The organism is Massilia sp. CT11-108, assembly GCF_047302915.1.
GTDB lineage: Bacteria > Pseudomonadota > Gammaproteobacteria > Burkholderiales > Burkholderiaceae_D > Telluria > Telluria orientalis.
Map to the genome: position 1 here is coordinate 1 of NZ_JBKYMO010000024.1, position 26,469 is coordinate 26,469.

22 protein-coding genes, 1 tRNA gene and 1 pseudogene are annotated in these 26,469 nt (G+C 65.1%); 14 read left to right on the top strand and 10 right to left on the bottom strand.

The window, feature by feature from the left end; translation table 11 throughout:
- Positions 1-8: 8 nt before the first annotated feature.
- Positions 9-2,117, bottom strand: coding sequence for a bifunctional 2',3'-cyclic-nucleotide 2'-phosphodiesterase/3'-nucleotidase (locus ACEN88_RS04465; RefSeq protein WP_413337590.1), 2,109 nt, complete (start codon positions 2,115-2,117; stop codon positions 9-11).
- A gap of 320 nt (positions 2,118-2,437) precedes the next feature.
- Here ACEN88_RS04465 and ACEN88_RS04470 point away from each other — a divergent pair, with 320 nt between their 5' ends.
- Genes ACEN88_RS04470 through ACEN88_RS04480 form a run of 3 tightly spaced genes read left to right on the top strand, consistent with a single transcriptional unit; the run spans position 2,438 to position 5,341 of the window.
- Positions 2,438-3,670: a CmpA/NrtA family ABC transporter substrate-binding protein gene (locus tag ACEN88_RS04470; RefSeq protein WP_413337591.1), complete on the top strand. Its 1,233-nt coding sequence runs from the start codon at positions 2,438-2,440 to the stop codon at positions 3,668-3,670.
- 13 nt (positions 3,671-3,683) lie between these two features.
- A complete protein-coding gene (gene ntrB, locus ACEN88_RS04475; protein WP_413337592.1) occupies positions 3,684-4,538 on the top strand; it encodes a nitrate ABC transporter permease in 855 nt (284 codons plus the stop codon).
- Complete coding sequence (locus ACEN88_RS04480) at positions 4,535-5,341, top strand: ABC transporter ATP-binding protein (protein ID WP_413337593.1); 807 nt, start codon at positions 4,535-4,537, stop codon at positions 5,339-5,341. Before ntrB ends, ACEN88_RS04480 begins: the two co-directional genes overlap by 4 nt.
- Positions 5,342-5,392: 51 nt before the next feature.
- Here ACEN88_RS04480 and tsaD read toward each other — a convergent pair whose 3' ends face one another.
- Both tsaD and ACEN88_RS04490 read right to left on the bottom strand, forming a co-directional pair.
- Entirely contained in the window at positions 5,393-6,430 is a 1,038-nt protein-coding gene (gene tsaD / locus ACEN88_RS04485) for a tRNA (adenosine(37)-N6)-threonylcarbamoyltransferase complex transferase subunit TsaD (RefSeq protein WP_413337610.1), read from the bottom strand.
- A gap of 91 nt (positions 6,431-6,521) precedes the next feature.
- Positions 6,522-7,583, bottom strand: coding sequence for a 3-deoxy-7-phosphoheptulonate synthase (locus ACEN88_RS04490; RefSeq protein ID WP_413337594.1), 1,062 nt, complete (start codon positions 7,581-7,583; stop codon positions 6,522-6,524).
- Positions 7,584-7,681: 98 nt separating this feature from the next.
- On the opposite strand from ACEN88_RS04490, the gene ybiB reads away from it, so the two are divergent.
- From ybiB to ACEN88_RS04525, 7 genes are all read left to right on the top strand, one after another.
- Entirely contained in the window at positions 7,682-8,656 is a 975-nt protein-coding gene (gene ybiB / locus ACEN88_RS04495; protein ID WP_413337595.1) for a DNA-binding protein YbiB, read from the top strand.
- 56 nt (positions 8,657-8,712) lie between these two features.
- A complete protein-coding gene (locus tag ACEN88_RS04500; RefSeq protein ID WP_413337596.1) occupies positions 8,713-9,924 on the top strand; it encodes an NAD(P)/FAD-dependent oxidoreductase in 1,212 nt (403 codons plus the stop codon).
- A gap of 106 nt (positions 9,925-10,030) precedes the next feature.
- On the top strand, positions 10,031-10,243 hold the full coding sequence (gene rpsU, locus ACEN88_RS04505) for a 30S ribosomal protein S21 (RefSeq protein ID WP_005665410.1): 213 nt from the start codon (positions 10,031-10,033) through the stop codon (positions 10,241-10,243).
- A gap of 129 nt (positions 10,244-10,372) precedes the next feature.
- Complete coding sequence (locus tag ACEN88_RS04510; protein WP_413337597.1) at positions 10,373-10,822, top strand: GatB/YqeY domain-containing protein; 450 nt, start codon at positions 10,373-10,375, stop codon at positions 10,820-10,822.
- Positions 10,823-10,973: 151 nt separating this feature from the next.
- The gene (dnaG, locus tag ACEN88_RS04515) at positions 10,974-12,776 is read left to right on the top strand and encodes a DNA primase (RefSeq protein ID WP_413337598.1); all 1,803 of its coding nucleotides are present in this window, start codon (positions 10,974-10,976) and stop codon (positions 12,774-12,776) included.
- A 269-nt stretch (positions 12,777-13,045) separates the two neighbouring features.
- Positions 13,046-15,256, top strand: a complete 2,211-nt coding sequence (gene rpoD, locus ACEN88_RS04520) for an RNA polymerase sigma factor RpoD (protein WP_413337599.1) — start codon at positions 13,046-13,048, stop codon at positions 15,254-15,256.
- A gap of 99 nt (positions 15,257-15,355) precedes the next feature.
- A tRNA-Ile gene (locus tag ACEN88_RS04525) sits at positions 15,356-15,434 on the top strand.
- 60 nt (positions 15,435-15,494) lie between these two features.
- Here the strand turns inward: ACEN88_RS04525 and ACEN88_RS04530 are convergent.
- The 3 genes from ACEN88_RS04530 to ACEN88_RS04540 all read right to left on the bottom strand — a co-directional run bounded on the left by ACEN88_RS04530 (position 15,495) and on the right by ACEN88_RS04540 (position 18,882).
- The gene (locus ACEN88_RS04530) at positions 15,495-16,277 is read right to left on the bottom strand and encodes a hypothetical protein (protein WP_413337600.1); all 783 of its coding nucleotides are present in this window, start codon (positions 16,275-16,277) and stop codon (positions 15,495-15,497) included.
- A gap of 143 nt (positions 16,278-16,420) precedes the next feature.
- Positions 16,421-17,815, bottom strand: a complete 1,395-nt coding sequence (locus tag ACEN88_RS04535) for an FAD-containing oxidoreductase (RefSeq protein ID WP_413337601.1) — start codon at positions 17,813-17,815, stop codon at positions 16,421-16,423.
- A gap of 101 nt (positions 17,816-17,916) precedes the next feature.
- Positions 17,917-18,882 carry a helix-turn-helix transcriptional regulator gene (locus ACEN88_RS04540; RefSeq protein WP_413337602.1) on the bottom strand — a complete coding sequence of 322 codons (966 nt, stop codon included), beginning with the start codon at positions 18,880-18,882 and terminating at the stop codon, positions 17,917-17,919.
- A 79-nt stretch (positions 18,883-18,961) separates the two neighbouring features.
- Here ACEN88_RS04540 and ACEN88_RS04545 point away from each other — a divergent pair, with 79 nt between their 5' ends.
- The 4 genes from ACEN88_RS04545 to ACEN88_RS04560 all read left to right on the top strand — a co-directional run bounded on the left by ACEN88_RS04545 (position 18,962) and on the right by ACEN88_RS04560 (position 23,089).
- Positions 18,962-19,639, top strand: a complete 678-nt coding sequence (locus ACEN88_RS04545; protein WP_413337603.1) for an NIPSNAP family protein — start codon at positions 18,962-18,964, stop codon at positions 19,637-19,639.
- Between the two features lie 10 nt (positions 19,640-19,649).
- On the top strand, positions 19,650-20,114 hold the full coding sequence (locus ACEN88_RS04550; RefSeq protein WP_413337604.1) for a DUF1579 domain-containing protein: 465 nt from the start codon (positions 19,650-19,652) through the stop codon (positions 20,112-20,114).
- 246 nt (positions 20,115-20,360) lie between these two features.
- Complete coding sequence (locus tag ACEN88_RS04555; protein WP_413337605.1) at positions 20,361-21,713, top strand: GGDEF domain-containing protein; 1,353 nt, start codon at positions 20,361-20,363, stop codon at positions 21,711-21,713.
- A gap of 20 nt (positions 21,714-21,733) precedes the next feature.
- Positions 21,734-23,089, top strand: a complete 1,356-nt coding sequence (locus tag ACEN88_RS04560; protein WP_413337606.1) for a GGDEF domain-containing protein — start codon at positions 21,734-21,736, stop codon at positions 23,087-23,089.
- Between the two features lie 14 nt (positions 23,090-23,103).
- Here ACEN88_RS04560 and ACEN88_RS04565 read toward each other — a convergent pair whose 3' ends face one another.
- The 4 genes and pseudogenes from ACEN88_RS04565 to ACEN88_RS04580 form a co-directional block, all read right to left on the bottom strand.
- Positions 23,104-23,685: a DJ-1/PfpI family protein gene (locus tag ACEN88_RS04565; protein WP_413337607.1), complete on the bottom strand. Its 582-nt coding sequence runs from the start codon at positions 23,683-23,685 to the stop codon at positions 23,104-23,106.
- Positions 23,686-23,857: 172 nt separating this feature from the next.
- A complete protein-coding gene (locus ACEN88_RS04570; protein WP_413337608.1) occupies positions 23,858-25,723 on the bottom strand; it encodes a putative bifunctional diguanylate cyclase/phosphodiesterase in 1,866 nt (621 codons plus the stop codon).
- Complete coding sequence (locus ACEN88_RS04575) at positions 25,720-26,208, bottom strand: YfiR family protein (protein ID WP_413337609.1); 489 nt, start codon at positions 26,206-26,208, stop codon at positions 25,720-25,722. Before ACEN88_RS04575 ends, ACEN88_RS04570 begins: the two co-directional genes overlap by 4 nt.
- A gap of 2 nt (positions 26,209-26,210) precedes the next feature.
- Positions 26,211-26,469: pseudogene (locus ACEN88_RS04580) on the bottom strand (hypothetical protein); the annotation flags it as partial.

Consider the following 26,469-nt stretch of genomic DNA (forward strand, 5'->3'; position numbering starts at 1 on the left):
ATGCCGGCTTACTTCGACAGGTCGATCGCATATTTCGCGAAGCCGCTCGCGTCCAGCCCGCCCTCGGCCGTGACGCTGGCGAGACCCGCGGCCTGCGCCAGCGCCAGGTGGCCCGGCGCCGAGCGCAGGATCACGGGGCCGGCGGTCGCCGTCTTGACGAAGCGCCAGCTGCGCGCGCCGCCGTTGACCGCCAAGGTGACCTTGCCGGTGGCCGCGCCGATCTTCTGCAGGTAGTTGCTGACGACGGCCTGGTTCGCGTCCGGCGACTTGATGATCGTCTTGCTGCCGTCGATGCCGGGGAAGTTGCCGCCGCCGCCCGCGCGGTAGTCGTTGGTGGCGACGATGAAGTCGTCCGTCTCCGCTACCGGCTTGCCCTGGTACGTCAGGTTGACGATGCGGCTGCCGGCCGGCTTCGTCACGTCGATCTGGTATTGCAGCGCGTTGTTCTCGGCGTAGAACACGTCGTAGTTGTAGATCGTGCCGTACGACGGGACGAGGTCCTGCTCGGCGGTCGCTGCCGGATCGATGCGCGCGAACTGCTTCGCGGCCGTCTCCAGCCAGTTCTTCAGGTCCGATCCCTTGATCTTCACGGCCTGCAGGTTGTTGTTGCTGTACAGGTAAAGGTCGCCCGGGTTGCGGACTTGCAGGCCAAAGGGCGCCGCCGGCGTCGCGCCCGGTGCCACGTCCGTGAAGTCCGACGGCCCGTTGCGGCCCGCCTTGAACGGCGCGCTGCACGAGATCACGGGGATGTTTTTATAGCTCGCCAGCGTCGCGTCGGTGCTGGTCGCGATGGCGTTCTTCACATAGTCGATCTGCGCCTGGTTCACGAGCTGGATCGCCGACACGTCGCCGACGAGCGCGAAGTACGACGACATCTCGAAGTCCGTCGCCACACCCAGCGGCTGCTTCGCATACGCGATCGTGGCCTGGTGCTCGGTCTGCACGGCGGCGGCGATGGCCGGGTCGGCCGCGACGCTGGTCGTGCCGTCCTTGTACTTGTAGCCCCGCGATTCGACCGTCGTCCGCGCCGGCTGCACCACCCACTTGCCGCCCTGGTACGCGAGCGTCAGCTTGACGATGCCCAGGCGCCGGCCCCAGCTCTGCGCCATCACGGTCGGCACGCCGTTGACGAAGCCGTTCACCGCATCGACCTTGGCCGATGCGGGGATCGCCGCGAACGACGGATCCAGCGCCGCGGCGCCCGTCTCTTTCCCCTTCGGGAAGATGAGGTGCGAGTGGCCGATCAGCAGGGCGTCGATGCCGGTCGTGCTGAGGTGATAGCTCTGGTTTTCCATCTTCGGGCTGTACGCGCTCGTGTCCAGGCCCCCGTGCGACAGCGCGACGACGAGGTCCGCGCCCTTGCCGCGCATCTCCGGCACGTACTGCTGCGCCGCTTCCACTGCGCCGCCCACGGCCACCTTGCCGGCCAGGTTCTTCTGGTCCCAGTCGAGGATCTGCGGCGGCACGAAGCTCATCACGCCCACGTTCACGGTGACCGGCATCGTCTCGCCGTTCGGCTTCGTCGCCGTGAAGTTGCGCGCGAGGATGCGGTACGGGTCGTAGATCGTCTTGTTCGTGGCGACCGCGGTCACGTTCGACAGCACGAGCGGGAAGTTCGGCCCGCCGCACGTGCCGGCCGGCTTGGAGACGCCCGGGATGCCGAAGTCGGTGTTCGTGACCTGGCTGAGGAACGGCAGGCCGTAGTTGAATTCGTGGTTGCCCAGGCCGCCCGCATCGTATTTCAGCGCGTTCATCGCCTTGTGCACGGCCAGCGTGTCGGCGCACTTCACGGGCGCCGTGACGGCCTGCAGGTCGGCCAGCAGGGTGCCCTGGATGACGTCGCCGTCGTCGAACAGCAGGTTGTTCGGATTCTCCGCGCGCGCCTGCTGGATCAGCGTGGACGTGCGGTCGAGGCCCAGGGTCGCGTCGTCGGCCAGCGAGTAATAGTTGTAGCCCAGGACGTTCGAGTGGATGTCGGTGGTCTCGAGCAGGGCGAGGGACACGGTGGTGCCTTCGGGGATGACGTTGGCGGGCGTGGATGGCTCGCCGCAGCCGGTGAGGCCGGCGGCAACCAAAGGGGTAGCAAATGCGGCGAGCAATGCGTGATTGCGTTTCAAGATGTTGGTCCGGTTGTGATGGAAACGGGCCGCACTCTATCTTGATGGGATGACAACGGTATGACAGGCATGCGCCACGCCGGCGCACGCCGCACGGTTCCGGACGCGCATGCGCCGCCGTCTGGCAAACCCGTGCGGACCGTTGCACGCAATCGGTGTGCGGCCCCGTTTTTCATGGTGCGTCGGCACAACGACGGTGCCGACGCACCAATTTGCGTGTTGGCACGGCAATTGCTGTATTGACCATGAGGGCGCCGGAGCTGGCCACTCCGCCGCCGCAGCGTTGTCTCTTCTTTCGATTTCCTTCTACAAGGACCAACATGACCGATACAACCAACCTGACCCGCCGCCGCCTGCTGGCCGCCGGTGCCACGGCCTCGCTCACCGGACTCGTCTCCGGCGGGGTCTTCGCCGCCGGCTCCGACAAGCCCGAGAAGACCGAAGTGAAGGTCGGCTTCATTCCCCTGACCGATTGCGCCTCCGTGGTGATGGCGTCCGTGCTGGGCTTCGACAAGAAGTACGGCATCAGGATTGTCCCCAGCAAGGAATCGTCGTGGGCCAGCGTGCGCGACAAGCTGGTCAACGGCGAACTGGATGCCGCCCACGTGCTGTATGGCCTGATCTACGGTGTGCAGATGGGTATCGGCGGTCCGAAGAAGGACATGGCGGTGCTGATGAGCCTGAACCAGAACGGCCAGGCCATCACCCTGTCGAAGAAATTGGCCGACGCCAGAGCCGTGGACGGCCCGTCGCTGGCGAAGGTGATGAGCACGGACAAGCGCGAGTACAGCTTCGCCCAGACCTTCCCGACCGGCACCCACGCGATGTGGCTGTACTACTGGCTGGCCAGCTACGGCATCAACCCGATGAAGGACGCGAAGGTGATCACGGTGCCGCCGCCGCAGATGGTGGCGAACATGCGCGTCGGGAACATGGACGGCTTCTGCGTGGGCGAACCGTGGAACCATCGCGCCATCGTCGACGGCGTCGGCATCACGGCCGCAACCACCCAGGACATCTGGAAAGACCACCCGGAAAAGACCCTCGGCACGTCGCTCGAATGGGTCAGGAAATACCCGAACACGGCGCGCGCCCTGGTGGCCGCCGTGCTGGAAGCCAGCCGCTGGATCGATGCGAGCATGTCCAACAAGGTCAAGATGGCCGAGACGATCGCCGACAAATCCTACGTCAACACCTCGGTGGACGTGATCAACCAGCGCATCCTGGGCCGCTACCAGAATGGCCTGGGCAAGACGTGGGACGACCCGAACTACATGAAGTTCTACAACGACGGCACGGTCAACTTCCCGTACCTGTCGGACGGCATGTGGTTCATGACCCAGCACCGCCGCTGGGGCCTGCTCAAGTCCGATCCGGACTACCTGGCCGTGGCGTCGAGCGTCAACCAGGTCGGGCTGTACCGCGAGGCGGCCGCCATGGCGAAGGCCGACGTGCCGAAGTCGCCGATGCGGTCCGCGAAGCTCATCGACGGCGTGGTGTGGGACGGGAAGAACCCGGCCGCGTATGCCGCCGCTTTCAAGATCAAGGTTTGAACCGGAGGACATCATGAATACCGTCGTGAATTCGACAGCGGGCGCGCACGCCGTGCCTGCCCGACGTGCCCTGGCGCTGCGTGTGCCGAACGGCCGCGCGCTGTTGCTGGCAGTGCTGCCGCCGGTGCTGGGTCTCGCCATGCTGGTGCTGGTGTGGCAGCTCGTCTCCGCGAACAACAGCAACTTCCCGTCGCCCTTCGTCACGTGGGAGGCGGCCGTCCAGCTGTTCGCCGACCCGTTCTACAGCAACGGGCCGAACGACCAGGGCATCGGCTGGAACATCCTCGCGTCGCTCCAGCGGGTGGCGCTGGGCTTCGGCCTCGCCGCGGCAGCGGGCATCCCGCTCGGCTTCCTGATCGGCCGCTCGCGCTTCCTGGCCGGCATGTGCAATCCCATCGTCAGCCTGCTGCGTCCCGTGTCGCCGCTGGCCTGGCTGCCCATCGGCCTGCTCGTGTTCAAGGCCGCGAACCCCGCTGCAATCTGGGCCATCTTCATCTGCTCGATCTGGCCGATGATCATCAACACGGCCGTCGGCGTGCAGCGCGTTCCGCAGGACTACATGAACGTGGCGAGGGTGCTGAACCTGTCGGAGTGGAAGGTCTTCACGAAGATCCTGCTGCCCGCGGTGCTGCCGTACATGCTGACCGGCGTGCGCCTGGCGATCGGCACGGCGTGGCTGGTGATCGTCGCGGCCGAGATGCTGACGGGCGGCGTGGGCATCGGCTTCTGGGTGTGGGACGAGTGGAACAACCTGAACGTGCCGCACATCCTCATCGCCATCGTCGTCATCGGCGTGGTCGGGCTGGTGCTGGAGCAGGCGCTGGTCGCACTGGCCCGCGCCGTCACCTACGAAGAGAGTGGATCATGAGCGAACCGAAATTCATCGAAGTGCAGCAGGTCGAGATGCTGTTCGACACCCGCAAGGGCCGCTTCCACGCGCTCACCGACGTCAACCTGAAGGTGGCGCGGGGCGAGTTCATCACGCTGATCGGCCACTCCGGCTGCGGCAAGTCCACGTTGCTGAACCTGCTGGCGGGCCTGACCCGCGCCAGCGAGGGCGTGCTGATCTGCGCCGGCCGCGAGATCGCCGGACCGGCGCCGGAGCGCGCGGTCGTGTTCCAGAACCATTCGCTGCTGCCGTGGTTGACCTGTTTCGAGAACGTCTACCTGGCCGTCGAGCGCGTGTTCGGCGCCCGCGAAGGGAAGGAGCAACTGCGTACCCGCACGGCCGATGCGCTGGCGCTGGTGGGCCTGACGCACGCGGCGCAGAAGCGGCCCAGCGAAATCTCGGGCGGCATGAAGCAGCGCGTCGGCATCGCCCGCGCGCTGTCGATGGAACCCAAGGTGCTGCTGATGGACGAGCCGTTCGGCGCCCTCGACGCGCTGACCCGCGCTCACTTGCAGGACGAGTTGCTGCGCATCGTCGCCCAGACGGAGTCCACGGTCGTGATGGTCACGCACGACGTGGACGAGGCGGTGCTGCTGTCGGACCGCATCGTGATGATGACGAATGGCCCGGCCGCGACCATCGGCGAGATCGTGGACGTGCGCCTGCCGCGGCCGCGCGAGCGCGTCGCGCTGGCGCACGATGCGCTGTACAACGAGTATCGGACGCGGGTGCTGGAGTTCCTGTATCACCGGCAGGCGAGGCCGGCGAAGGAAGCGGCCTGACGGATGAAGCATGGTGGGCACAGGGTGCCCACGGCTACACTGTGCATCGAATCAGGCCGGCTCGATTTCGTCCAGCGGCCAGCGCGGGCGCACGTTGAATGCGTAGTCGCGCTGCGCCGCGTCCGGATTGCGCTCCAGGCGCAGCGCGCCCGCGAACGCGATCATCGCGCCGTTGTCGGTGCAGAATTCGAGTTCGGGGTAGTAGACCTTGAAGCGCTTCTTCGCGGCCGCCTCGTTCAGCGACGCGCGCAGCTGGCGGTTGGCGCCCACGCCGCCCGCGATCACGAGGCGTTTCAATCCGGTGTGCTTCAGCGCCAGCACGCACTTCGCCGTCAGCACGTCGACGATGGCATCGACGAAGCCGCGCGCGATGTTGGCCTTGTCCTGCTCGCACACGTTCGCGATGTCGCTTGCGTTGTTCTTCACGACCGTCAGCACGGCCGTTTTCAGGCCCGAGAAGCTGAAGTTGAAATCCTTCGAGTGCAGCATCGGGCGCGGGAGTTTATACGCTTCCGGATCGCCGAATTCCGCCAGGCGCGAAATGGCCGGGCCACCCGGGTAGCCGAGGCCCAGCAGCTTGGCCGATTTGTCGAAGGCTTCGCCGGCCGCGTCGTCCAGCGTCTCGCCCAGCAGGGTGTAGCGGCCGACGCCATCGACGCGCATCAGCTGCGTGTGGCCGCCGGAGACGAGGAGGGCGACGAACGGGAATTCCGGCCGCTCGGTCGCGAGCAGCGGCGACAGCAGGTGGCCTTCCAGGTGGTGCACGCCCAGCACGGGTTTATCCAGCGCCAGCGCGAGGCTGCAGGCGACGGACGATCCCACCAGCAGCGCGCCCGCGAGGCCGGGGCCCTGCGTGTAGGCGATGGCGTCGATGCGTTCCATCGGCAGGTCGGCCTTCGCGAGCACCTGTTCCAGCAGCGGCAGCGCGCGCCGGATGTGGTCGCGCGACGCCAGTTCCGGCACGACGCCGCCGTATTCCTCGTGCATCGCGACCTGCGAGTGCAGTGCGTGGGCCAGCAGGCCGCGCTCCGTGTCGTACAGAGCCAGGCCGGTTTCATCGCAGGAGGATTCAACGCCGAGGACAATCATGGGCAAGCAAGGAACAGTGTGAGGTAGACAAGATCGGCGCGCCGGTGCGGCGCGCAATCTGCCATTGTACCTGCATTGGCCCGCCAGGGCATCACGGCCGCTCCAGCAATTCCTTGTGCGCGTTGCGCAGCATGGTCTCGGTATCGTCCCAGGCGATGCAGCCGTCGGTGACGGAGCAGCCGTACTTCAGCTGCGACAGATCGCTCGGAATCGGCTGGCTGCCGCTGACGATGTTCGATTCGATCATCACGCCGACGAGGGACTGGTTGCCGTGCCTGATCTGCTGGATCACGTCCGACATGACGAGCGGCTGCAGCTCCGGCTTTTTATAGCTGTTGGCGTGCGAGCAGTCGACGACGAGGTTCGCGGGCAGGCCGGCCTTCTTGAGCGCCTGCTCGGCGATCGCGACCGAGACCGAGTCGTAGTTCGGACGGCCGCCGCCGCCGCGCAGCACGACGTGGCCGTAGGCGTTGCCGCGGGTCCGCACGATCGACACGCCGCCCTGGCCGTTGATGCCCAGGAAGGAGTGCGGGCTGGATGAGGACAACACGGCGTTGATGGCGATGCTGACGTCGCCGTCGGTGCCGTTCTTGAAGCCGACCGGCGTTGAGAGGCCCGACGACATTTCGCGGTGCGTCTGCGATTCGGTCGTGCGCGCGCCGATCGCGGTCCACGCGATCAGGTCGCCCAGGTATTGCGGCGAGATCGGGTCGAGCGCTTCGGTGGCCGTCGGCAGGCCCAGTTCGCACACGTCGAGCAGGAACTGGCGCGCGCGCTCCATGCCGACGTCCACGCGGAACGAGTCGTCCATGAACGGATCGTTGATATAGCCCTTCCAGCCGGTCGTGGTGCGCGGCTTTTCGAAATACACGCGCATCACGAGCACCATCGTGTCTTCCACCTCGGCCTGCAGCGCCTTCAGGCGGCGCGCATAGTCGAGGCCCGCGACCGGATCGTGGATCGAGCAGGGGCCGACGACCACGAACAGGCGCTTGTCCTTGCGGTCGAGGATGTTGCGCAGGGTCTCGCGGCCCTTCATCACGGTGGTGAAGGCCTTGTCCGTCAGCGGCAGCTTTTTATGCAGCTCGCTGGGCGTCGGCATGGTCGCGAACGAGGTGACGTTGGTGTTTTCGATATCGGGCGTGATCAGCATGGCAATCGTATTTATTCCAGAGGGGATCGTTGAGTCTAGCCTGAAATCTTACACCGTGCATCCTCCTGCTCAAAAATGTTGCATGGTATCCTGTCATCATGGACACGACCAACACCTCCCCAAATCCCTTCCCGGCCGCCCGCTTCATCAAGGAGATCGGCCGCGGCGTAAAAGGCGCGCGCAGCATGTCGCGCGAGGATGCGAAACTGCTCTACGGCGCCATGCTCGACGGGCGGGTGTCCGACCTGGAACTGGGCGGCATCCTGCTCGCGATGCGCATCAAGGGCGAGTCCGTCGAAGAAATCGCCGGCTTCATGGACGCGGCGGAAAGCTCGTTCGCGCCGCTGCCCGCGCCGCCCGGCGATTTCGCGCCCGTGCTGATCCCCAGCTACAACGGCGCGCGCAAGCTGGCCAACCTGACGCCGCTGCTGGCGCTGCTCCTCGCGCGCGCGGGCGTGCCGGTGCTCGTGCACGGCGTGCAGGAAGACCCGGGCCGCGTGACGACGGCCGAGATCTTCGCCGAGATGGGCATCGGCCCGAGCGGCTCCACGGCCGACATGCTGGACGCCTTCGCCGCCGGCCGCCCGTGCTTCATGCCGATCGAGTTATTGGCGCCGGAACTGGCGCACCAGTTGTCGCTGCGCCGCATCCTCGGCGTGCGCAATTCCACGCATACGATCGTCAAGATCCTGCAGCCGTTCGAAGGCCCGGCGCTGCGCCTCGTGTCGTACACGCACCCGGAATACCTGGCGATGCTGACCGAGTATTTCGAAACGGCCGCCCCGCACGCGCGCGGCGACGCGTTCCTCATGCGCGGCACGGAAGGGGAGACGGTGGCGAACGCCAACCGCGCCCAGGAAATCAACTGGTTCCACGCCGGACAAAAGACGCTGCTGGTCGAGCGCGATGCCCCGACCGACGAGTTGGCGCCCGCGCCGGAAGGCCGCGACGCCGCTGCGACCGCCGACTGGATCGCGCGTGCGCTGCGCGGTGAACAGCCCGTGCCGCCGCCGATCGCGGCGCAGGTGGCGCAGTGCGTGCAGGCCTCCCGGGCATTGCGCCAGGCTGTATAACCGGTCCGCGTTCCCGTACAATCACGCCTTTTGCGCGCAGCATTCACGGAAGAGGCATGGCAAAACACTACGACGTGGCGATCATCGGCGCCGGCGCCGCCGGCATGATGTGCGCCGCCACCGCGGCCCAGCGCGGCAAGCGCGTCCTGTTGGTCGACCACGCCGGCAAGCTGGCGGAAAAAATCCGCATCTCCGGCGGCGGGCGCTGCAACTTCACCAACATCAACGCCGGCCCGCAGAATTTCCTGTCCGAGAATCCGCATTTCTGCCGCAGCGCGCTGTCGCGCTACACGCCGCAGGATTTCCTCGCGCTCGTCAAGACGCATCGCATCGCGTACCACGAAAAACACCGCGGCCAGCTGTTCTGTGACGACTCGTCCGAACAGATCATCGCCATGCTGAAGACGGAGTGCGACGCGGGCGGCGTGCAGTGGCGCATGCCGTGCAAGGTGGCCGGCGTCATGAAGAACGCGGAAGGATTCCGCATCGACACGGATGGCGAGCCCATCCTCGCGAGCAATGTCGTGGTCGCAACGGGCGGCCTGTCGATCCCGAAGATCGGCGCCACGGATCTCGGCTATCGCATCGCGAAGCATTTCGATCTGAAAATTGTCGAGACGCGCCCGGGCCTCGTGCCGCTCACGTTCGACGGTCCCAGCTGGCAACCGTTCGTGCCGCTGGCCGGCATCGCGCTGGAAGTGGACGTGACGACGGGATCGAAGAAGGGCCGGAACGCGAAGTACGGCTATTTCCGCGAAGACTTATTGTTCACGCACCGCGGCCTGTCCGGCCCGGCCATCCTGCAAATCTCCAGCTACTGGCAGCCGGGCACGCCCATCGTGCTGAATCTGCTGCCGGAAATGGATGTGGCGGAAGAGCTGATTGCCATGAAGACGGCGGTGAAAAAACAGCTGGGCAATATCTTGTCGCAATGGCTGCCCACGCGCCTCGCGGAAGGCCTGCTGACCGGCAATGGCCTCGCACCGGATGCGCGCTTGCCGGACATGGCCGACGCGAAATTGCGCAAGCTGGGCGATGCGATCAACCGCTGGGCCATCGTCCCGACCGGCTCGGAAGGCTATAAAAAGGCCGAGGTGACCCTGGGTGGCGTCGACACGCGCGAACTGTCGCAGCAGACGATGATGGCGAACACTGTCCCGGGCCTGTATTTCATCGGCGAGACGGTCGACGTGACGGGCTGGCTCGGCGGCTATAACTTCCAGTGGGCATGGGCTTCCGGCGTCGCGGCGGGCGGAGCGATCGAGTAAAAAAGCAGCCATGTGGCAACTTTGCACACTGATGAAAAACTTCGCACAGAACTTGAAAAGCTGTTAGAATTTCGTTCTTCCCTAAATCCAACGGTTTCATTTTTACATGACCACTATCCGCCTTAAAGAAAACGAGCCGTTCGAAGTCGCTATGCGTCGCTTCAAGCGCACTATCGAAAAAACCGGTCTGCTGACTGAACTGCGCGCACGCGAGTTCTACGAGAAGCCGACCGCAGAGCGCAAGCGCAAGCTGGCCGCTGCCGTGAAGCGTCACTACAAGCGCATCCGCAGCCAGCAACTGCCGAAGAAGCTGTACTGATTTATATTCACGCTTTCCCCGGCGACGGCCACTGCCAGTCCCGGCGTTGCAAAGCCTGAATTCGACGAAGCCCGCTCCGGTTGTGCCGCAGCGGGTTTTTGCCTTTTGTCCCTATCGAACGGAGTATCCATGAGCTTGAAAGACCAAATCACCGACGACATGAAAGCCGCCATGCGCGCCAAGGACAGCGAGCGTCTTACCACGGTCCGTCTCCTGATCGCCGAGATCAAGCGGAAAGAAGTGGACGAACGCATCGAGCTGGACGATGCGCAGGTGGTGGCCGTCGTCGAAAAGATGATCAAGCAGCGCAAGGATTCGATCACCCAGTTCGAAAATGGTGGCCGCCAGGATCTGGCCGACAAGGAAAAGTCGGAACTGGCCGTGCTGTCGGCCTACATGCCGGCCGGCCTGTCGGATGAGGAAGTCGCCGCCGAAGTGGCCGCAGCCGTCGCCGCATCGGGCGCCGCCGGTCCGCAGGACATGGGCAAGGTGATGGGCATCCTGAAACCGAAACTGGCCGGCCGCGCCGACATGACGGCCGTCTCGGCCCAGGTCAAGAAAGCTCTCGCAGGCGGCTGATGCCTGGTGGCACGGCTGCGGCAACGCCGCCACGGCCGTGTCTGTTTTTGATGCACCGGAGCGGCAACGCCATGTTGCATTGTTGCAAATCAACTTGTAACGAGCCCTGCGGTATAGTCTGACCTGAGACAAATACTGTTAGTTAGATCAAGTGATTCCGCAATCATTCATTACCGATCTGCTCAACCGCGTTGACATTGTCGACGTGGTGGGGCGTTACGTGCAGCTGAAAAAGGGCGGCGCCAATTACATGGGGCTCTGTCCGTTTCACAACGAGAAATCCCCCAGCTTCACCGTCAGCCCGACCAAGCAGTTCTATCACTGCTTCGGCTGCGGCGCCCACGGCACCGCCATCGGCTTCATGATCGAATACTCGGGCATGGGCTTCGTCGACGCCGTCAAGGACCTCGCACAAAGCGTGGGCATGATCGTGCCCCAGGAGGACGACAAGATCCCGCCGGCCCAGCGCGCCGCCCAGCAGGCGCAGACCCTGGCGCTGACGGACGCGCTGAACCAGGCCTGCGACTTCTACCGCGCCCAGCTGCGCACGGCGCCGAACGCCATCGCCTATCTGAAAGGCCGCGGCCTGACGGGAGAGGTCGCCGCCCGCTTCGGCCTCGGCTATGCGCCGGGCGGTTGGGACAATCTGCGTTCCGTCTTCCGCGACTACGATGCGCTGGCGCTCGTCGAATCCGGCCTCGTCATCGACAAGGTCGACGAAGATGGCAACAACAAGAAGCGGTACGACCGTTTTCGTGAGCGGATCATGTTCCCGATCCGGAACACGAAAGGGCAGGTGATCGGCTTTGGCGGCCGCGTGATGGACGGCGGCGAACCCAAATACCTGAACTCGCCAGAAACCCCGCTGTTCCAGAAGGGACATGAACTGTACGGCCTGTTCGAGGCGCGCCAGGCGATCCGCGACGCCGGCTACGTGCTGGTGACCGAAGGTTATATGGACGTCGTCGCGCTGGCCCAGCTCGGCTTCCCGCAAGCCGTCGCGACGCTCGGCACGGCGTGTACCAGTACCCACGTGCAAAAGCTGCTGCGCCAGACGGACAACGTCATCTTCAGCTTCGACGGCGACAAGGCCGGCCGCCGCGCCGCCCGCCGCGCGCTGGAAGCGTGTCTGCCGCAAGTGACGGACAACAAGACGATCAGGTTCCTGTTCTTGCCACAAGAGCATGATCCGGACAGCTATGTGCGCGAATTCGGCGGGGACGCATTCGCCCAGGAAATCAACGAGGCGATGCCGCTGTCGCAATTCCTGTTGCGCGAGGTTACGACGGAGCATGATCTCGACACGCCGGAAGGCCGGGCGCGCGTCCAGTTCGATGCGAAACCGCTGCTGCAGGCGATGACGCCGTCGGCCTTGCGCCTGCAGATCGTGCGCGGCCTGGCGAACCTGACGGAGTCAACGCCGGCGGAGATCGAAACGTTGTTCGAGTTGTCCAAGCCGGTGGCGGTGGCCAGGAAGGCGCCGCCGCGCCAGGGACGTCCGGAACCGGTCGGCCTGGAATTGCAGATGTCGCGCATCCTGGTGTCGCATCCGGCGCTGGCGCTGGGCCTGGACGAGTCGGCCTTGCGCGCCTTCGACCACTTCGGCACCGAGCAGGCCGAACGCCTGCGCCAGCTCGTGGCGATGGCGCAGGCGTTGGGACCGAACGGTACGTTCGCCGCGTTGTCCGAGCAATTGAAGGAAGCGAGTTCGGAGTACGACAACCTGATCGCATCGATCGCGGTCGAACCCGAATCGGATATCGACGCGGACCGCGTGTGGCTGACGAGTGCTGTGAGGCAAGTCAAGATGGACGTGCTGAAACAGGAGTTGAACCAGTTGTTTTCTTCCGGATTGACCCCAGATCAGGTGAGTGCCCGCTATCGCGAAATCACAGCTCAGCAGGACCTCTTGGCCCGGGAGGCAGCGAACGACACCCCTGCGAAATTCGCCTGATCGGGGAGGGTTGCCGAGGCGCCGTTCTTGACTGGAAAGAACAGGGGCGCGTGCTATAATAAAACGCTAACTATTGCAAGCATTGAAACGATTTTTCGTGACAATTCAGGCGAGGTGTTTCAGTTAGTGGGGCAAACAGTATGTGCCTGCAGCGTGATGTAAGGTAACAAAACTTTATCTTTAACCATCGTAAAGTGGTCGTTGTGACTTCGAAAGCGCCTGTGCCAACCAAGAAACCCGAAACCAAAGTGGCTACCAAATCCACCAGAATGTCCGCTAAAGTGGACAATTCGCAAGACAAGGCGGAAGCTCGCGTTGCGGGTGTCGCCCCAGTCAACCAGACGACCGATGCGGAAGCCCTCGCCGCAATCGATACGTCGGGCTACGTGCTGCCGGCCGTCAAGGTGCCAGGCCGCCGTGGCCGCAAGCCCAAGGAATTCACGCCCGAGAACGATGAAGTCGCCGCCCTGAACGCGGTCGAGCGCGCCGAGCTGAAAGCGGTCGACAAGGCCAAGGCCAAGGACCGCAAGGCCAAGGAAAAAGCGCTGCTGAAAGATGCATTCTCGTCGGACACGGAAGCGAGCGAAGAGGAACTGGAAATCCGTCGCCAGAAGCTCAAGGCCCTGATCAAGTCGGGCAAGGAGCGCGGCTTCCTCACGTATTCCGAGATCAACGACCATCTGCCGGACAACATCGTCGATCCGGAAGCGATCGAAGGCATCATCGGCACGTTCAACGACATGGGCATTGCCGTCTACGAGCACGCGCCCGATGCCGAAACGCTGCTGCTGTCCGATAACGTCGCCACCGTCACCAGCGACGACGAAGCCGAGGCTGCCGCCGAAGCGGCGCTGTCGACCGTCGACTCCGATTTCGGCCGCACGACGGACCCCGTGCGCATGTACATGCGCGAGATGGGCTCGGTCGAACTGCTGACCCGCGAAGGCGAGATCGAGATCGCCAAGCGCATCGAAGACGGCCTGCGCGACATGATCCAGGCGATCTCCGCCTGCCCGGTGACGATCGCCGAGATCATCGACGCCGCCCGCCGCATCGAGCAGGACGAGATCAAGATCGACGAAATCGTCGACGGCATGGTCGACCCGGAAGAGGACGAAGCGACGTCCCCGGCGGCCGTCGCCCCGGCGTCGACCGAGTCCGACGACGATGAGGACGACGACGAGGAAGAGGAAGAAGAGGAAGAGGAAGAAGAGGCGAACGCGGGTTCCGGCGCGGCCGGCTATTCCGCCGAACAGCTCGAGCAGCTGAAGAACTCGGCTCTCGACAAATTCCGCGAAATCGAACAGCAGTTCGACAAGATGCGCAAGGCCTACGAGAAGCAGGGCTATAACTCCGACGGCTACGTCAAGGCCCAGGAAGCGATCTCGAACGAACTGCTCGGCATCCGCTTCACGGCCAAGGTCGTCGAAAAGCTGTGCGACACCCTGCGCGGCCAGGTCGACGAAGTGCGCCACATCGAGAAGCAGATCCTGGACGTGGCCGTGAACCGCTGCGGCATGCCGCGCGCCCACTTCATCAAGGTCTTCCCGGGCAACGAGACGAACCTCGACTGGGTCGACGGCGAAGTGAACGCCGGGCACGCGTACAGCGCGATCCTCGGCCGCAATATCCCGACGATCAAGGAGTTGCAGCAACGCCTGATCGACCTGCAAGCCCGCGTCGTCCTGCCGCTGCCGGACCTGCGCAACATCAACCGCCAGATGGCGGCCGGTGAAATGAAGGCGCGCAAGGCCAAGCGCGAAATGACGGAAGCTAACCTGCGTCTCGTCATCTCGATCGCGAAGAAATACACGAACCGCGGCCTGCAATTCCTCGACCTGATCCAGGAAGGCAACATCGGCCTGATGAAGGCGGTGGACAAGTTCGAATACCGTCGCGGCTATAAATTCTCGACGTATGCGACGTGGTGGATCCGCCAGGCCATTACCCGCTCGATCGCGGACCAGGCGCGCACGATCCGTATTCCGGTGCACATGATCGAAACGATCAACAAGATGAACCGGATCTCGCGCCAGATCCTGCAGGAAACGGGCGCCGAGCCGGATCCGGCCACCCTCGCGATCAAGATGGAAATGCCGGAAGATAAGATCCGGAAGATCATGAAGATCGCGAAAGAGCCGATCTCAATGGAAACGCCGATCGGTGACGACGACGATTCGCATCTTGGCGACTTTATCGAGGACAACAACACGCTGGCGCCTTCGGACGCGGCGCTGCACGCCTCGATGCGCGGTGTGGTCAAGGACGTGCTCGACTCGCTGACGCCGCGCGAAGCGAAGGTGCTGCGCATGCGCTTCGGCATCGAAATGTCGACCGACCACACGCTGGAAGAGGTCGGCAAGCAATTCGACGTCACGCGCGAACGCATCCGCCAGATCGAAGCCAAGGCGCTGCGCAAGCTGCGCCACCCGTCGCGTTCCGACAAGCTGAAGAGCTTCCTCGAGAACAACAGCGGCTGAGGCTTGACGGACCTACGCTAACACAATATCCTCTCGCCACTTCGGCCGCTTCGCGACCGTAAGTGGCGAGTTTTTAGCGTCTTCGGATGTACCAGTTTCGGGCCTCTAGCTCATGCCTGGTTAGAGCAGCGGACTCATAATCCGTTGGTGCCCGGTTCGACTCCGGGGAGGCCTACCAAAAATCCACAATGAATCAGGGGCTTGCGCAACTCTCGCCAAGCCCCTGATTTTTTTGATCTCAATGCCCCAGCAGCATCTTCGCCACCGGTAACCACGCCGGCCACAGATACAGGCTGACGTGCGTGACTTGCCAGCCAAAACTCCAGACCAGACCCATCACGTAGGCCGGATGCAACCGCCCGCGGGTCAGCAGGTCGTGCACACCGATGCCGAGCGCGAGCACGTCGTTGGTCAGGTGCAGGATCAGGAACGTCGCCCAGAAACTCTGCCCCCAGTAGCCGTACGGATAGGCGGCGCTGATCGTACCGCCCAGCCAGCGCGCAAAGCCCGCTGTGCTCAGTTGCAGGATCGCCAGCATCATCAGGCGCTTGTGTGCCGCTACCCGCTTGCGGAGAACGATGCCCGCCACACTCAGGCCAACGAAACCAATCAAATCGCCCAGTTGCACGCTCAGGAATGCCGGATCGCTGTGCGGCGTGCCGAACTTCAGGTTTTGTATCGTATAAGCCGTCAGCGGGCCGACGATGGCGAGCACGCCCACGCCGAATGCCATCGCGATGCCCAGGCGCCGGTGCAGGGCGGGCTTCCCTGCGCGAACGAGCAGGATTTGCGCGGTGAACGCGACCAGCCATGTGGCGAACACGGCGGAATGCACGTGCAGGATCATGGGGTAGGGCGGGTCATTGTTCGCGATATGCTGCGCGATTTCACGACCGAAGCCGAGCAGCATCCCGATCCAGATCAGCGTGATATAGATGAGAAAGAGCGAACCGTCGGCAGGGTGGGTGGGTGCGAATTCCAGGCGTGTCCGTAGCGGTTTTGCGGCTGCATCTGAAAACATCGTGCGTCCTCGTTCAACGAAAGTTGAAAGGAGTCTGGCCGACCAGCTGTTCGGGTGGCAATTACGAAAACGCCCAGGAGCGTCAATATTTTTGAGGCAACTTATGCATGGAAAATGCGACGCCAGCGCAGCGGCGCCGCGCGTCAGCCGGCGCTTGCGCGCGGCGCGTCCAGTTCGCCGGCGATCGTGGGAATCAGCTCGGATACGGTCGGGTGGATCGCCACCACGTGGGTCAGCTGCCGGCAGGTCATCCCGGCGGCCATTGCAGCCAGCACCATGTGCACGGCCTCGTCGCCGCCGGGGCCAAGGATGGCGGCCCCGAGGATCTCGTCCGTCTGCCCATCCGCGATGATCCGCATCGAACCCTGCGACTCGCCTTTTTCGACGGCGCGTCCCACGCGCGTCATGGGCCGCTTCCCGACGCGTACGGTGCGGCCCTGCGCCAGCGCCTGTTCCTCGGTTATGCCGACGCGTCCAAGGGGCGGATCGATATACAGTGCATAGACGGGGATGCGGTCGTTCACCGAGCGCGACTCGCCGTCCAGCAGGTTGGCGGCGACGATCTCGTAGTCATTGTAGGCCGTGTGCGTGAAGGCGCCGCGCCCGTTGCAGTCGCCCAGCGCCCAGATGCCCGGGACGTTCGTGCGCAACTGCTCGTCGACCTCGATATGGCCGTGCGGACCGGTGCGCACGCCGGCCTTGTCGAGGCCCAGGTCGTCCGTGTTCGGCACGCGGCCGGCCGCCACGAGGATGTGGCTGCCGACGGTCTGTTCCTTGCCGCCATGCGTGATCACCGCGCCGCCTTCCGGATGCGGGCGTACCTGGATGCATTCCGCGTCCAGCCTGAACGCGATGCCCTCGGCTTCGAGGATGGCGCGGATCTCGTCCGAGACGTCGCTGTCCTCGCGCGGCATGAGGCGCGCGCCGCGTTCCACCACCGTCACCTGCGAACCGAAACGGCGGAACATCTGCGCGAATTCCAGTCCGATGTAGCTGCCGCCGATGACGACCAGGTGGCGCGGCAGTTCGCGCAGCGTCACCATGTCGCTGCTGCTGAGCCAATCGATGTCCCCGAGTCCTTCGATGTTCGACGCGGAAGCGCGCCCGCCCACGTCGATGAAGATCCTGTCCGCCTCCAGAAGACGGTCGCCTACCCGCACCGTGCGCGCGCTCTCGAAGCGCGCATGGCCGTGGATCAGCGTGCAGCCGGGCAGCCCGGTGATCCAGCGCTCGAGTCCCGCGCGGCTCTTGCCGACGATGGCGCGGGTCCGGTCGTTCACGGCCGCCATGTCGACCACGGGCGCGCCCGGGATCGTCACGCCGTATTCGCCGGCCCGCGCGGCCAGGCGGGCGACGCGGGCGCTCGCCACCATCGCCTTGGTGGGCGTGCAGCCGACGTTTACACAGGTGCCGCCCACGGCACGGCGTTCGATGACGGCGACGGTCATGCCGGCCGTTCCCAGGCGGTTGGCCAGGGCGGACGCCGCCTGGCCCACGCCGATGATCACTGCGTCGAATCGTTCGGTGACGTCTGGCATGGCTGCTCTCCTTGTCGACGCCGGCGCGGGTGTCCGGCCGGGCGTTCTATTGTAGGACGTTCGGCCGGGCGGCCGGCACTGGCCGGATTGCGGGGTGCGTATCAGCAGCCATACATCTCCGACTGGCACCGCAACCTGGAAACGAGCGCTTCCCTGAGCCTGGCCGGCCCCGTCACCTCCACCTCCGGCGCCAGCCGCAGCAACTGGCCGGCCCCATGCTCGACCGACTCGACCGGAATCCGCAACGCGACCCGCCCATCCCGCCGCCGCGCCGGCCGCGCGTCCGCCACGGCACGGGCAACGGCGGCATTCAGGTAACGCAGACTCTTGAGCCCGGCCGGCGTCGCCAGCACGTCCGCATGGTCCGTATAAAGCTCGGCCTCGAAGCGCGCGACGGACTCCGCCCAGTAGCGCGCCAGGTCGAACCGCGCCGGCCGTTTAGAGCGCTGCTCCAGCATCGCCGCGCGTTTCACGTTCGAGATCCGGTACGTGCGCGGCTTGCCGTCCGCCGCGGCGACGAGATACCACGCACCGGCCTTCAGCACGAGCCCCAGCGGATGCACGACCCGCTCGACCTCGTCGCGCCAGCTCTCGTAGCTCATGCTCAGTTGCCTCTCCGACCAGAGTGCTTCGGCGACGACCGCCAGGCACGGCACCGTATCCGCCTCGCGATACCAGTCGACCGGGTCGAGGTGAAAGCGCGACTGCATCTTCTGCGCTTCCGAGCGCGACGATTCCGGCAGCGACGTCAGCAACTTGAGTTGCGCGCCCTGCAGCGGCTTGTCGAGGCCGAGGTCGGCTGCCGGGCCAGCCAGGCCGCTGAGGAAGACGACCTGCGCTTCGGCCGGCGTCAGGCCGGTCAGTCGCGTGTTCCAGCCGTCGAGCAGCCGGAAGCCGCCGGTGCGGCCCCGTTCGGCGTAGATCGGCACACCGGCCGCGGTGAGCTGGTCGATGTCGCGGTGCAGCGTGCGCACGGAAATTTCCAGCGCCTCGGCGAGCGCGGCGGCGCTCATGGGGCCGCGTGTCTCGAGCATCATTTGGATGGAAAGCAGGCGGCTGGCGCGCATGGTCGGGCGGAATATATGACATCAGGTGGCAGATATTCTATTCGATACTGCCTGCATTGATACCAACGAGGAGCCCGCCATGCCACCGACACATCCCCAGGTCGTCGAACTGCGCCAGTACACGCTGCACCCGCGAAAGCGCGATGCGCTGATCGAGTTGTTCGACCGTGAATTCGTCGAGTCCCAGGAAGCGGAAGGCATGAGCGTGATGGGCCAGTTCCGCGATCTGGATGATCCGGACCGCTTCGTCTGGCTGCGTGGTTTTCCCGACATGCCGTCGCGTGCACGCGGCCTGCAAGGTTTCTACGGCGGTCCGGTCTGGGCGGCCCATCGCGACGCGGCGAACGCGACCATGATCGATTCCGACGACGTCCTGCTGCTGCGCCCGGCGTGGCACGGCGCCGGTCTCGCGCATGATCCCGCGCGCAGGGCAGGGGGCGCGGACGGCTTCGTGGACGTCACCGTGTTCACCCTGAACGATGCCGCGGGCCCGGCACTGCTCGACGTCTGCCGCGAGCGCATGACGTCCGTTCTGCAAAGGGACGGGGCGCTGGCGCAAGGCTGGTATGTCACCGAACCGAGCCCGAACAATTTCCCGCGGCTGCCCGTGCGTGAAGGCGAGCACGTGCTCGTCAGCGTGGCCGTGTTCAAGGAGCCGATCGAACGGAACGTGACGCCGGCCCTGTCGCAGTGGCTCAAACAGCCGCCCCATTCCATGAAACTCGCGCCGACAGTCCGTTCGGCCATCCATGCATAAGGATCCCGCCATGAACGATTTCGATTTCCTCGTCGGCCACTGGACAGTCCGTCATCGGCGTCTCAAGGAACGCCTCGTCGGATGCGCCGAATGGGAAGAGTTTCGCGGGACATGTTCCCTGCGACCGCTATTGGACGGCCAGGCGAACGTCGACGACAACGTGCTGGAAACGCCGTCAGGCACCTATCGTGCGGCCTCGATCCGCGCCTATGATCCGGCGACGGATCAGTGGTCGATCTGGTGGCTCGACAGCCGCCAGCCCCATGATCTGGGCGTCCCGGTCGTGGGCGCGTTCCAGGACGGCACCGGTACCTTCTTTGCCGACGACACCCTGAACGGCCAACCGATCCGCGTGCGCTTCCTCTGGACGGACATCACGGCCGCGGGCGCCCGCTGGCAGCAGGCGTTCTCGAAGGATGGCGGCGCGACGTGGGAAACGAATTGGGTCATGAAGTTCGAGCGCGCCGCTTCTTGAACGTTCCGCGCAGCAGGCCGTCCATGCCCCGCCCTTGCCATCATCGCTGCGGGACGCTTCCACCGCCGGCATCGGGTCGTGCGCCGCGTCGATGTTGAACTTGAACCCGTCCACGACGTCCAATTTGTTCGCCATTCGCACTAACTGATACCGATTGGCAACACTGCTTTTCAGTTTTATTGCATGCACCTAAACGGTGAGGTATCTTGCTGTATCGCAAGAATCTCTAAGAAACTCACCATGTCGGTGCCCTCCACTGAAACCTCGCTGCAGCCCCTCGTCCGGCTCCTCGGCTATGCCCGCTATGTCTTCGCGGGCTTGTTGCTCATCACGGTCGTCCTGCTCGTATGGCAGCGCTATGGCATGGAAAAGGTTGTCGAGTTGACCGGCGATCATTTTCCGCTGTGGGTAGAGGATGACCGGTCGGGCGGTGGCGCTTCCGTGGCCTCGCTCGAGCGCAAAGGGCAGGACCTCATCGTGCACTGCCATATCGCGTCGAAGAGCCCGTGGCCGTACTGTAAGTTGAGTTTCAATTTCCTCAAGGGGGAGAAGGGCATGGACATGTCCCGTTTCGACTTCTTGACCATCGAGGGGCGATATGCCGGGCCGGGGGCGTCGAAATTCGGCCTGGTGCTTGCGGATATCGAAGAAGGGATGACCCACCTCGACCAGTGGCAAACCTACAAGATCAACCAGATCGATGCGCTCGACCTGCCGCCCGATGGCAAAGTCTTCGTGATACCGATCAAGTGGTTTGGCGTGGCGCAGTGGTGGAAGGACATGACAAAGCCGACGCTGGCGCATTCCGCGGTCAATGTCGACAACGTCGCGCGTGCGGAATTGATGATCAATGGCGGCGGCAAGGAAGGCGAGCACGTCTTCACCCTGCACGCCCTGCGCCTGCACGGCAAGATGATCAGCCGCGACATGCTGCTGATGTGGATCGTGGCCGCATGGGTATCGTGCGCCGTCGGCTGGCTCGCGATCCTCACGTTGTCGCTGCGCTCGCAACTGCGGGACAGCCGGGCGGCCGTCGCGCTGCTCAGGACGGTCAACAAGGCGCTCGAACTTGAAGCGCGCGACCTGGCCGGGCAGGCGCACATCGATCCGCTCACGGGCGTGCTGAACCGGCAAGGCCTGCGGGCCGCGCTGATGAGCACGTCGAGCCTGCTGGCCGATCCGATGGCCGTGATCTTCATCGACATCGACCACTTCAAATCGATCAACGATACGCATGGCCACGACGTGGGCGACGATGTCCTGCGCAAGTTCGCCAACGTCATCGCGTCCGGCATCCGTTCGTCCGACCGCCTCGTGCGCTGGGGCGGCGAGGAATTCCTCATCGTCTGCCCGATGACCAACGTGCACCAGGGACGAATTCTCGCGGAAAACCTGCGCCGTGCGCTGCACCAGCAGGCGTGGCCGGCGGACCTGCATGTCACAGCCTCGTTCGGCGTGGCGCAGCATCACGAGCGCGATGAAGTCGGTGTCGTCATCAAGCACGCCGACGAAGAGCTGTATCGCGCCAAGCAGGGCGGCCGCGACCGCGTGTGTGCCTATGTTCCGGCCGACATGATCGGGCACGCCGCGGCGGCCTGACGTCATAGCGTATAACGATTATGTCCGCGTCCATCGCCTCGCTTCAGCCGTTAGCCCGTATCGTCGGCTATGCCCGTTACGTGTTCGGCGGGCTATTGCTGCTGACGATCGTTCTGCTCACCTGGCAGCGCGTCGGCATGGAGGAGGTGGTCGAGCTGACCGGCGATCATTTCCAGGTCTGGATCGAGGATGATCGCAGCAGCGGCGAAGGCGGCGCTTCGGTCGGGGTGATCGAAAAGAAAGGGCGCGACCTGGTCGTGCATTGTCATATCGTCCCGAAGTACGGATGGCCATATTGCAAACTCACGTTCAATCTTCTCAAGGGGAATGTGGGTATGGACATGTCAACGTTCGATTACATGACCATTGACGGGCACTATTCCGGAACCGGGAACCCGGACTTCAGTATGGCCCTGGCCCAGGTCGAGGACGGGTTGACGCGGCTCGACCAGTGGGAAACCTTCAAGGTCCACCAGGTCGATAAACTCGATTTGCCGGCCGACGGCGCGTTACGCATTCCGCTCAAATGGTTCGCTGTGGCACCCTGGTGGAAGGACATGGTCAAGCCGTCGATGGAGCACGCGGCCGTCAATGTCGACAATATCGCGCGCGTCGAGTTGCTGATCAGGGGCGACGGCAAGGACGGCGTGCATGTGTTCACGTTGCGCCGACTGCAGTTGCACGGCAAGGTGATCGCCCTGAATACATTGCTGATGGGGCTGGTGAGCGCCTGGGTCCTGTGCGCCGTCGGCTGGCTGGTGGCCGTCACGCTGTCGTTGCGTACGGAATTGAAGGACCGGGAGGCGGCCATCGCCTTGCTCAAGGAGGTCAACAAGGCGCTCGAGCTCGAGGCCCGCGACCTGGCCGGGCAGGCGCACATCGATCCGCTCACGGGCGCGCTGAACCGGCAAGGCCTGCGTGCGGCGCTGATGAGTACGTCGAGCCTGCTGGCCGATCCGATGGCCGTGATCTTCATCGACATCGACCACTTCAAATCGATCAACGACACGCATGGCCACGACGTCGGCGACGATGTCCTGCGCAAGTTTGCCAGCGTCATCGCGTCGGGCATCCGTTCGTCGGACCGCCTCGTGCGCTGGGGCGGCGAGGAATTCCTCATCGTCTGTCCGGTGACCAACGTGCACCAGGGACGGACTCTCGCGGAAAACCTGCGCCGTAGGCTGCACCAGCAGGCGTGGCCGGTTGGCCTGCGCGTCACGGCGTCGTTCGGCGTGGCACAGCACCACGAGCGCGACGCGGTCGGCGTCGTCATCAAGCACGCCGACGAGGAATTGTATCGGGCCAAGCGGGGCGGCCGCGACCGCGTGTGCGCCCATATTCCAGGCGAAACGACCGCGCCCGCCGAGGCGGCCTGACGTTACCGCGCGAACTACAGCGTTATTTCGGTCCCGAGCCGCTTGAGGATCTGCGCGATCCATTGCGGATGCGCGGGCCAGGCCGGGGCGGTGACGAAGTTGCCGTCCGTGACGGCCTGGTCGACCGGGATGTCGGCATATTCTCCGCCGGCCAGCTTGACCTCCGGCGCGCAGGCGGGATAGGCCGACACGCGCTTGCCGCGGATGACGTCGGCGGCTGCCAGCAGCTGGGCGCCGTGGCAGACGGCGGCGATCGGCTTGTCGGCGTGCGCAAAGCCCCGCACCAGCGCGATCACCTGCGGATCGAGGCGCAGGTATTCCGGCGCGCGGCCGCCCGCGATGACGAGGGCGTCGTAGTCGTCCGCGCTCGCTTCGGCGAAATCGGCGTTCAGCGCGAACTGGTGGCCGGGTTTTTCCGTGTAGGTCTGGTCGCCTTCGAAATCGTGGATCGCGGTCTTGACCTTGTCGCCCTTCTTCTTGCCGGGGCAGACGGCGTGCACCGTGTGGCCTACCGCCAGCAGTGCCTGGAACGGCACCATGGTTTCGTAATCTTCCGCAAAATCGCCGGTCAACAACAGGATCTTTTTCGCTGCCATCGTGTGTTCTCCTTGAAGAGGTTCCCCTGGACTTGCCTCGACAAGATACCATCGTCGCGCGGGCGCCGTAAGGCTTGATGTTCGGCACGGTTTGTTGCCGGAAGCGGACCCGCACCAAGGGAGCTCGCTCCGCGCCCGATCGTGGACGTGCCGGCGCCGGATTGAAAGCGGCTCAGGCCGCCGGCACGCATTCCTCGAGCACGCGCGCGCGCAGGGCCGCCAGCGGCAGCGGGCGCGCCAGCAGGTAACCCTGCACGTAGTCGCAGCCCGCCTCGCGCAGCCATTCGAACTGCTCGGGTTCCTCGACGCCCTCGGCGACCACGGTCAGCTTGAAGCCGTGGGCGAGGGCGATCACGGCGCCGGCGATCGTCGTGCCGGACGTGGGCAGCAGGCGGACGAAGCTGCGGTCGATCTTGAGGTGGTTGATCGGGAAGGTCTGCAGGTAGGCGAGCGACGAATAGCCGGTGCCGAAGTCGTCGATCGACAGGCGTACGCCCAGCGCGCGCACGTTGTGCATGAATTCGACGGCGCCGTCCAGGTCTTCCATCAGCATGCTTTCCGTGAGCTCCAGCTCGAGCCGGTCCGCGGGCAGGCCCGTGTGCGCCAGCGTGCTTTCGACGACGCGGATGAAATCCTTGTCGCGCAGCTGGCGCGCGGAGACGTTGACGGCCATGCTGAGCCACGTGCCGGTCTGGCGGTACAGCGCGACGGCGTCGCGGCAGGCGCGGTCCAGCACCCACTTGCCGACTTCGACGATCAGGCCGCTTTCCTCGGCGATGGGGATGAATTCCGCCGGCGAGATATAACCCTGGTCCGGATGCGGCCAGCGCAGCAGCGCTTCCACGCCGACCATCTTGCGCGAGCCGCAGGCGTATTGCGGCTGGTAGCACAGTTCCAGCAGGCCGGCCTCGAGGTGGCGCCGCAGGTCGCGTTCCAGGCGCGCGCGCCGCTGCGTGGCGAGGATCATGTCGCGCTCGAACAGGACCACGTTGTCGCGGCCCTTGCCCTTGGCGCGGTACAGGGCGGCGTCGGCGTTGCTGAGCAGTTCGCTCATCGTGTGCGCGTCGTCCGGGAACACGCAGGCGCCGATGCTGGCCGTGGGCATCACTTCGATCCCCTCGACCTGCAGCGGCTGGCGCAGCGCGGCCACGATGCGCTGGCCCGCGCGTTCCAGCTCGGCCGCATCGTCGAGCGGGGCGACGATGACGGCGAATTCGTCGCCGCCGATGCGGCCGATGCGGTCGCTGGGGCGCGCCGTCGCGCGCAGCCGGTTTGCCACCTGTTGCAGCAGGCGGTCGCCGGCGGCGTGGCCGGCCGTGTCGTTGACGACCTTGAAGTTGTCGAGATCGATCAAGAGCAGGCCGATGCGGCCGCCGCCCTCGGTGCGCATGGCGATTTCGAGCTCCAGCGCTTCGTAGGTGCAGCGGCGGTTCGGCAGGTCGGTCACGGTGTCCGTGTAGGCCAGGTGCTTCAGCTGCGATTCGACGCGGCGCATGCGGGCCTTGGTGCGGCGCGTGAGCATGGACGTCGTCACCAGCGCGCCCAGCGAGGCCAGGGCCAGCAGGGCGCCGTAGCGCAGCAGGCCGTTGCGGATGCCGACCGTGTCGGCCGTCAGTACGACCCGGCCCAGCGCCATGCCGCGGTAGCGGATGGGCCGCGCCACCGAGAGCGGCGTGAACAGCGTCCAGTCGCGCAGCAGCGACGGCGTATCGTCGACGGCGCCGTTGCGGTAGGCGGCGAATTCGACGTCCTGGCGGTCGTACACCGTGGCGGCGGCGAGGAACGACGAGTGGCGGAACGAACGCAGCATCTCGTGCGCCGCGTCCTGGTCGTGGAACATCAATGTGGCCGCCACGTTGTCGGCGATGATCGCGGCCTGCACGGTGAGGTCGTCGGTGAGGTTGCGGCGCAGCGCGACGAACTGGTAAGCGAGCAGGATGCAGCAGGCCACGCCGAGCGCGGCGGCCGCGGCCAGCAGCTGGCCCATGCCGAGCATGCGGCTCAGTTCTCCGGGGCGGCGTGCCGTCGTCGGGTTCATAACACGTTCCTCGCCAGGCGCAGCAGGTGGGAAGAAAAGCGCAGGCCGCTCTTCGCCGCTTCCTGCGTGTCGATGTCGAAGCGGATGTGTTCATCGTCCTCGACGAGCGTGATGGCGGCCTTGCCGCCGGCGCCGTCGCGCACGACGAGCACGCCCGCCGCCAACGCGGTCGGCCGCTCCATCGAGCGCGCCAGCACGGCGATGTCGCAGTGCGCGGCTTTCGGATGCGCCAGGTCCGTCACGGTCCAGGGACGGTCGTTGACCGGCTTGCCGTTCAGGGCGCTCAGCGCGGACCACAGCGGATTGTCCGGATTCACGCACACGAACAGCGGCCCCTTGCCGGCGGCATCCGGCCAGGTCGTGAACATCGCGAAGTTGAAGATGTACGCCGCCTTCATGTCCTTGCCCTCGACCTGGGCGCGGCAGCCGCCGGCCGCCAGGCCCAGGCCGGTTGCAATCGCCAGGATAGCGAGGGCGCGGATCATCGTCAGAACCGCCAGTCGAGTTTCGCGGCCAGCGTGCGGCCTTCGCGCGCGAGCGCGGTCTGCACGAAGGCGGGGCCGGCCACGTCGGCATAGCGCTTGCCGGTGGCGTTGTAGGCGCTGAGCGACAGCTCGGTGCGCGGCAGCAGCCGCAGCGCGGAAAGCGTGACGTTGGCGACGCAGTAGCCGGCGAATTCGACGTCCTGGCGGTCGTACACCGTGGCGGCGGCGAGGAACGACGAGTGGCGGAACGAACGCAGCATC

Excerpts from the sequence above, each read along its gene's own strand:
- tsaD (WP_413337610.1), bottom strand. The coding sequence starts at position 6,430 with ATGATTGTCCTCGGCGTTGAATCCTCCTGCGATGAAACCGGCCTGGCT.
- ACEN88_RS04545 (WP_413337603.1), top strand. The coding sequence starts at position 18,962 with ATGCCACCGACACATCCCCAGGTCGTCGAACTGCGCCAGTACACGCTG.
- ACEN88_RS04570 (WP_413337608.1), bottom strand. The coding sequence starts at position 25,723 with ATGAACCCGACGACGGCACGCCGCCCCGGAGAACTGAGCCGCATGCTC.
- ACEN88_RS04565 (WP_413337607.1), bottom strand. The coding sequence starts at position 23,685 with ATGGCAGCGAAAAAGATCCTGTTGTTGACCGGCGATTTTGCGGAAGAT.
- ACEN88_RS04510 (WP_413337597.1), top strand. The coding sequence starts at position 10,373 with ATGAGCTTGAAAGACCAAATCACCGACGACATGAAAGCCGCCATGCGC.
- ACEN88_RS04540 (WP_413337602.1), bottom strand. The coding sequence starts at position 18,882 with ATGCGCGCCAGCCGCCTGCTTTCCATCCAAATGATGCTCGAGACACGC.
- ACEN88_RS04490 (WP_413337594.1), bottom strand. The coding sequence starts at position 7,583 with ATGCTGATCACGCCCGATATCGAAAACACCAACGTCACCTCGTTCGCG.
- ACEN88_RS04480 (WP_413337593.1), top strand. The coding sequence starts at position 4,535 with ATGAGCGAACCGAAATTCATCGAAGTGCAGCAGGTCGAGATGCTGTTC.
- ACEN88_RS04560 (WP_413337606.1), top strand. The coding sequence starts at position 21,734 with ATGTCCGCGTCCATCGCCTCGCTTCAGCCGTTAGCCCGTATCGTCGGC.
- rpoD (WP_413337599.1), top strand. The coding sequence starts at position 13,046 with ATGTCCGCTAAAGTGGACAATTCGCAAGACAAGGCGGAAGCTCGCGTT.
- ACEN88_RS04535 (WP_413337601.1), bottom strand. The coding sequence starts at position 17,815 with ATGCCAGACGTCACCGAACGATTCGACGCAGTGATCATCGGCGTGGGC.
- ACEN88_RS04550 (WP_413337604.1), top strand. The coding sequence starts at position 19,650 with ATGAACGATTTCGATTTCCTCGTCGGCCACTGGACAGTCCGTCATCGG.
- ybiB (WP_413337595.1), top strand. The coding sequence starts at position 7,682 with ATGGACACGACCAACACCTCCCCAAATCCCTTCCCGGCCGCCCGCTTC.
- ACEN88_RS04575 (WP_413337609.1), bottom strand. The coding sequence starts at position 26,208 with ATGATCCGCGCCCTCGCTATCCTGGCGATTGCAACCGGCCTGGGCCTG.
- ACEN88_RS04470 (WP_413337591.1), top strand. The coding sequence starts at position 2,438 with ATGACCGATACAACCAACCTGACCCGCCGCCGCCTGCTGGCCGCCGGT.
- ntrB (WP_413337592.1), top strand. The coding sequence starts at position 3,684 with ATGAATACCGTCGTGAATTCGACAGCGGGCGCGCACGCCGTGCCTGCC.
- rpsU (WP_005665410.1), top strand. The coding sequence starts at position 10,031 with ATGACCACTATCCGCCTTAAAGAAAACGAGCCGTTCGAAGTCGCTATG.
- ACEN88_RS04500 (WP_413337596.1), top strand. The coding sequence starts at position 8,713 with ATGGCAAAACACTACGACGTGGCGATCATCGGCGCCGGCGCCGCCGGC.
- ACEN88_RS04530 (WP_413337600.1), bottom strand. The coding sequence starts at position 16,277 with ATGTTTTCAGATGCAGCCGCAAAACCGCTACGGACACGCCTGGAATTC.